This is a genomic window from Rhizobium sp. MHM7A (genome assembly GCF_005862215.1).
Taxonomy (GTDB): Bacteria; Pseudomonadota; Alphaproteobacteria; order Rhizobiales; family Rhizobiaceae; genus Rhizobium; species Rhizobium bangladeshense.
Map to the genome: position 1 here is coordinate 214,962 of NZ_VCHT01000012.1, position 6,606 is coordinate 221,567.

A 6,606-nucleotide genomic window follows, 5' to 3' on the forward strand; every position below is an offset into this window, starting at 1 on the left:
GGAGCAAGCAGGGCGCCCCCAGCGCCTTGCCGATATGCGGCTATGGTTCAATCGCGCGGAACCATGAGCGGCATCGGGTGTTGGGAGGTGAAGCCGAAAGGGTAAGATAATGACTTCCAGCGCTACCAAGGATATCATCGCTATCGGCGGTTCGGCGGGAAGTGGTGCGGTTCTCAAGACCCTTGTTGCCGACCTACCTGCCAACCTGCCGGCAAGCATATTTGTCACGACTCATGTTCCGGCGAACTATTGGGGCTACCTGCCTGAGATCCTGGCGGCACGCTCGAAGCTTCCAGTGACGCAGGCGGTTGACGGCCAGCCGATCGAGCGAAGTCACATTTACGTTGCCGCGCCCGATCGTCACCTTCTCCTCGCCGGTGAAACGATCAAGTTGGGCGGGGGCCCCAAGGAAAACATGGTGCGACCGTCGATTGATCCGATGTTTCGCTCTGCGGCCCTGTCGTTCGGCCCACGAGCTGTGGGGCTGATCCTGACCGGGATGCTCAATGACGGAGCCGCGGGACTGCAAGCGATCAAATCCCATGGCGGGACCGCGATCGTGCAGCATCCGCTCGATGCCGAGGCGGATCAGATGCCGCTCGCGGCGCTTGAGGCGGTGGAGGTCGATCATGTTGCCTCGGCAGCTGAGCTCGGCGGGCTGCTTGCCAGCATCGCCGGAAGCGAGGCAGGGCCGACAGTCGCTCCGCCGTCAGACGATCTGCGGCTGGAGGTCGGGATCGCCGCCGGCGCCCGGCTTGGCAGCGCGGAACTTCGGAAGATCGGATCTCCAACAGCCCTGACCTGTCCGGATTGCCACGGGGTGCTTTCCGAGGTTCGCGGTTCGCGGCCGCTGCGATTTCGGTGTCAGATCGGACACGCCTTTACCGCCGACGTCCTCGCCTCGCATATTGATGAGCTTGACGAGGCGATCAGGGTCGCCATGCGGATCATGGAAGAGCGTCTGACGCTCGTGGAACGGATGGCGCGGGACGCCCGCGACACCGGCCGCACTGCCGTCGCCGAGCTTTATGAAGCGAGGGCGTCCGAATATCGGCGGTATTCCGAGACCCTTCGGGACGCCGCTCTCACCTCCCTGCGCCTCGGCCGCGCGTTACGTTTCCAGGACCTGTGATAAAGTGGTATCTTTCTGCCGTGCGGACGGTTTAGATCCGTCGCGGCAGAGACATGGATAGACGATGGCTTACGACGAACGGGAAGACACGGAGCAACAGGCGGGCGCCTTCGAGCAGGATCAGCACGAACAGCCTCTCGTGATCGTCGGCATTGCGGTGTGTGCCCGCTCGCTTGCGTCGCTGGAACGGATATTCTCAGACATCGGCGTTGGCCTCGGCGCGTCCTACCTCGTGGCGGTAAGCCAGCAGGAGGGGCTCCGGCTCCATACGACGACCGTTCTCGAAATGCTGCGGCGGCAAGGCCGGTTGGCGGTGAAGGTCGCGGTCGATGGAGAGCCCATCCTTCAGAACCATATCTACATCGGCGGGTCCGACGATACGATGACCCTTGAAGATGGGCATATCCGCATTCGGGCGGCCTCGGAACCCATCGGCCATCGCGGCACCGTCGACACCATGTTGATCTCGCTGGCAGAGCATGCTCACGAACGCGCCATTGCGGTGGTCCTGGCCGGGCTCGAGAACGACGGCACCGCCGGTGTGGCGGCAACCAAGAAATTTGGTGGTCTCTCGATCGCGGAGATAGACGAGAGCGAAGACAGATCTCCCGAGGAAGCGGGAGGAGCGCTGGCGATCGCCGACCTCAGATTGCCGGCGCCGGGCATTGCAGGACAAATCGCGCTTTATGCCGGCAATGTCGCCGAGGAGGAAGATGTCGGCCTGGATGATGAGCCGGGGAGCGCCATGGAGGCGCAGATCACGCAGATCGCGACGATTCTGCGCAATGTCACCAGCCACGACTTCCACGGCTACAAGCGCGGGACGTTCACCCGGCGCGTTCAGCGGCGCATGCAGGTTCTGCAGATCGGCAATACCGACAGCTATATCGAGCGGCTGCGCGCCAGCCGTGACGAAGCGCAAAACCTGTTTCAGGACCTCCTGATCGGCGTGACCCAGTTTTTCAGGGACCCGGCGGAGTTCGAAGCTCTCGAGCGTGAAATTCCAAGGCTGTTCGAAGGCAAGGAGGCGGGCGACCAGTTGCGGGTCTGGGTGCTTGGCTGCGCTACCGGGGAGGAGGCCTATTCGATCGCAATGCTGCTGCGCGAGCATATGGCGACCATGGATTACCCCCCTGATGTGCAGATCTTCGCGACGGACCTCGATGCGCGTGCGCTGGGGATCGCGCGCGCCGGACGCTATTCCGCAACCATCACCTCGCAGGTCCAGCCCGACCGGCTTGCCCGGTGGTTCGTGCGTGAGGGCGACACCTATTGTGTCGCCAAGGAATTGCGGGAGATGTGCATCTTCTCGCCGCACAACATCGTCAAGGATGCCCCGTTCTCCCGCATCGATATTCTGTCCTGCCGGAACTTGCTGATCTACCTCGACAGCGAGCTCCAAAACAGGGTGATCCCGATCTTCCATTTTGCGCTCAGGCCGAGCGGCATTCTGTTTTTAGGGTCGTCGGAAAATGTGACCCGTCACGCCAAGCTTTTTGCGCCCGTCGACCGCAAGAATCGCCTGTTTCGGAGGCTCGAGACAGCCACCCGCATCATTCCGGACTTTCCCCTCAGCCCACGGCCGCGCAGCCCGGACCATCCGCTTTCGGCGCCGGCTCCCACCTTGCAAACGGGGCGGCTGTCGGCGACGATCAGCCGCCAGGCAGAGGTGGTCGCCGAGCGCTTCGCGCCAGCCTATGTCGTCGTCGATTCCCATTATGACGTGCTGCACTTTTCAGGGCGCACGGGCCGCTATCTCGAGCCGATGTCGGGGACCGCGACGCTCAATCTCCTGAGCCTGGCTCACCGCGATCTGCGGCTCGACATGCGCTCCGCCCTCCAGCGTGCCACGACGGAAGCCGTCAAGGTGGAAGTCCCCAGGGTGCTGCTGCGCCAGGACGACCGCACCTACGCCGTCAACATCATTGTCGAACCGCTCGGCAGCGGCGACGTCACCTCGCTGATCGTTCTGTTTCAAGATGCCGGGCAGGTGGCCGAGGGCACGGCTCCTGACGGAGGCAGGCTGACCAGCGAAGAGCATGTTCAGCGTCTGGAGACCGATCTTCGCGTCACCCGGGACCGGCTTCAGGCGACGATCGAGGAATTGGAATCGACAAATGAGGAACTGAAGTCTTCCAACGAAGAGTATCAGTCCATCAATGAAGAGCTGCAGTCGGCCAACGAGGAGATGGAAACCTCGAAGGAGGAATTGCAGTCGGTCAACGAGGAGCTGCAGACCGTCAACGGCGAGCTTGCCCATCGCGTGACCGAATTGGACCGCACCAATTCCGACTTGAAGAACCTTCTCGAGGCGACGCAGATCGCCACCGTCTTCCTTGATAATGATCTGCGGGTCAGGAGTTTCACGCCGGCGGCGACGGAAATATTCCATCTCCTCGACACGGATGTCGGTCGGCCGCTGGACCACGTCGTCTCGCGGGTCGTATATCCGGAACTGCTCGACGATGTCCGCCTGGTTCTCAGAACGCTGGTGCCTGTCGACCGAAAGGTCAGCGACCCCGCCAACAACCGCCATTACGCCGCCCGTGTCCTGCCCTACCGCAGTGTCGACAACTATATCAGCGGGGCTGTCGTGACTTTCACCGACCTGACCGCGACTTACGAGGCGGAGGTGGCGCTTCGCCGCAGCGAGGAGCGCCTGCAGCGCGTTTTGGAGACGGATGCAGTCGGCGTGGTCTTCATCAATCAGGACGGCGTCATCTGTGATGCCAACGAAGTGTTCCTGAAGATGACGGGCTACACGCGCTCGCAGATGGAGCGCTCCGAACTGCACTGGCGGCGGCTCACGCCGGCGGAGCACCTCGCCGAGAGTGAAGCGCAGATGGCTGCGGTGAAGGAAACCGGCAAGCTCGGGCCCTATGAAAAGGAATATGTCCTCGCCGATGGGACGCGTCGCTGGATGCTGTTTGCCGGGCGCGATCTTGGCGACGGCACGATTGCCGAGTTCTGCATCGACATCTCGGCGCGCAAACAGGCGCAGGCCGCCCTGCGGCAGGGGGAGGAGCAGTTCCGCCTGTTCGGCGAGGCCTCTTCCGACGTGTTGTGGATCCGGGATGCGGAGACGCTGCAATGGATCTACCTGACGCCGGCGTTCGAGACCATTTACGGTGTCGATCGCGAGCAGGCCATGACGGGCAATAATTTCCGCAGCTGGGCCGAGCTGATCATCCCCGAGGACCGGGAACAGGCTCTTTCCGAGATCCGGCGGGTGCGAAACGGCGAACGCGTGGAGTTCGAATACCGCATCAGGCGTGCTTCGGACCATGAAATCCGCTGGTTGCGCAACGCCGACTTCCCGATTTTCGGAGAGGAAGGGAACGTTCAGCAGATCGGCGGCATCGGCCGCGATATCACCGATGAAAAAGCCTCTGCCGACCGGATGAAAGTGCTGGTCGCCGAGCTTCAGCACCGCACGCGCAATCTCATGGCGGTGGTCAGGTCGATGGCTGATAAGACCTTGCGGACAAGCGCCGACTTGCCTGATTTCTACCAGAGATTCTGCGACCGCCTGGATGTGCTGGCCCGTGTGCAGGGGCTTCTGTCACGGCTGCAGGAGGGGGAGCGCATTTCCTTCGATCAGCTCATTCGATCCGAATTGGCCGCCCATGGCGTACTGGATGGACAGATGGAACGGATCACGCTCGACGGCGTGGAGGGGGTACGGCTTCGCACGACCACTGTACAGACAATGGCCTTGGCAATGCATGAGCTCGCTACCAACGCGGTCAAGTACGGGGCATTCAGTCAACCCCAGGCGCATGTGACCATCGCCTGGCGTGTCGAGCAATCAGGCGAAGGCGGCAAGCCGTGGCTGCATGTCGACTGGCGGGAGAGCGGGGTGAAGATGCCGCCCGCTGATGCCGGGCCGCAAGGGGGCGGCCAGGGGCGGGAATTGATAGAGCGCGCGCTGCCCTACCAGCTGGATGCGAAGACCTCGTTCACGATGGGAGAGGACGGCATCCACTGCACAATTGCAATTCCTATTTCCCTAACCAACCTCGCCGAGGATGAGGTGACGACTGAGGGGAGGGTGTTGATCCAGTGAGTCCGTGTCGACGGCCTTCAGCAGGAGCTGGCTGAATTGAAGCCTCCGGGAGGCCGTCTCTGGTCCTCGGGTCCTGCCGCAAGGTCTTCGCTGTCACTCTGGCGGGCAAGCGCTCTGGCTCGCGGCAAGACGTGACCTCTCGATCATCAAGAGGTCGAAGCACCTGCGGGGCCGCTTGCCTGATGTTTCTCGTCCCATTCAGACAGCTCTCCCTGAAGCCTATCCAGGTGAGCCAGATGCATGGCCTGCGACTCTTCAAAATTCGCAAGAAGTCGTATCGCTTCCGCCAGGTCGGCGCCACGGGTCGTCAATTCAGCCACGATCTCGCGCTGCCGAGCGACGTGCTGCCTTCCCAAGGCGACATGCTCTCGCGCCTGCTGCAAATGCTTCTCCACAATCGCGCGGTCCATGCCGCTCTCCTTCTCCAAAGTGCGCCGCATCAATTCGATTATGCGGCGCGCTTTGATTCTTGCTTTGATGCACGTCATTGTCCCGGAGCGACGGGCACTTCCGGGCGATATGCAATGGGAGCGATCATGCGCTTATTATTCAGATTTGGAAACTGCCTCGCCGCATCGTAGAGACTGCCGTTGACCTTGCCGCAGGTGCCCGCGATGCCCGGAATCCTGTGGGATCGCGCGCGTACTTATCGGCGAGGATCCCCGCAGATATTTCGCGACCCGAGGTCTCTGAGATGCAAAAGGCGAGCGAGATTCTTGGGGCCGCCTCAGGCGCGTCGCATACCCCTCAGAGCTGCGTCGGAGCGTCGGTCTCCACCTCGGCATAAAGCTGACCGCACAGCGTCAGCGATCGCCGCATCGCAGCGACGCGATCTTCGGCGTCTTTGGGCGAATAGGCCCAGATGTCGGTCGCCCAGCTCTTGCCGTCCATTTCGTACTGCAGGGCGAACCTATAGAGCCGTCGCTCATCCGCGTCGGTGCTCACGAAAGTGCGGTCGGGCTCACCGCGGCACTCTCTCACGCGGGGGAAACTCACAACATTCAAAACGTGTGCTCCTTGGGTTTACCTCGTCGCCAGGGCTCGAAAGGCCACCTTCCTTTGACTAACCTGATCGCCTTGATTTCGTTCCCGGCTTCTGGCGCGAGCAGTCCCATTCGCGGTCCAGCTCTTCAGGCAAGTTACATCGCTGTGCCAAATCCATCATGTACATACAGGTGATGTACATCGGCGAGGTTATGGAAAGGAGGATGTCATTCATTGGAGGAAGGTATTCAAAAGCGGCAACTCCCAGGTCATCAAACGCGGGGAGACTGACATTCCAACTTTGCAGAAACAGGAAACTTCAACTTTGCGGCTACAGCGCTAATCTGGCATAAGCTGAATTGTGGAACAAACCCTAACGCGAGAAACGAATGTTAGGGGGTTCTAATGAACATCAAGAGCATGA

General features: G+C 61.4%; 4 protein-coding genes. 2 read left to right on the forward strand and 2 right to left on the reverse strand.

The window, feature by feature from the left end; all coding sequences use genetic code 11:
• The first annotated feature begins 109 nt into the window (after window positions 1-109).
• Window positions 110-1,132 carry a chemotaxis protein CheB gene (locus FFR93_RS30545; protein WP_138395922.1) on the forward strand — a complete coding sequence of 341 codons (1,023 nt, stop codon included), beginning with the start codon at window positions 110-112 and terminating at the stop codon, window positions 1,130-1,132.
• Window positions 1,133-1,196: 64 nt separating this feature from the next.
• Entirely contained in the window at window positions 1,197-5,198 is a 4,002-nt protein-coding gene (locus tag FFR93_RS30550) for a CheR family methyltransferase (RefSeq protein WP_138395923.1), read from the forward strand.
• Between the two features lie 146 nt (window positions 5,199-5,344).
• Here the strand turns inward: FFR93_RS30550 and FFR93_RS30555 are convergent, their stop codons facing one another.
• Both FFR93_RS30555 and FFR93_RS30560 read right to left on the reverse strand, forming a co-directional pair.
• Window positions 5,345-5,608: a hypothetical protein gene (locus FFR93_RS30555; protein WP_064710100.1), complete on the reverse strand. Its 264-nt coding sequence runs from the start codon at window positions 5,606-5,608 to the stop codon at window positions 5,345-5,347.
• Window positions 5,609-5,945: 337 nt separating this feature from the next.
• Window positions 5,946-6,143, reverse strand: a complete 198-nt coding sequence (locus tag FFR93_RS30560) for a hypothetical protein (protein ID WP_246661381.1) — start codon at window positions 6,141-6,143, stop codon at window positions 5,946-5,948.
• Window positions 6,144-6,606: the final 463 nt, after the last annotated feature.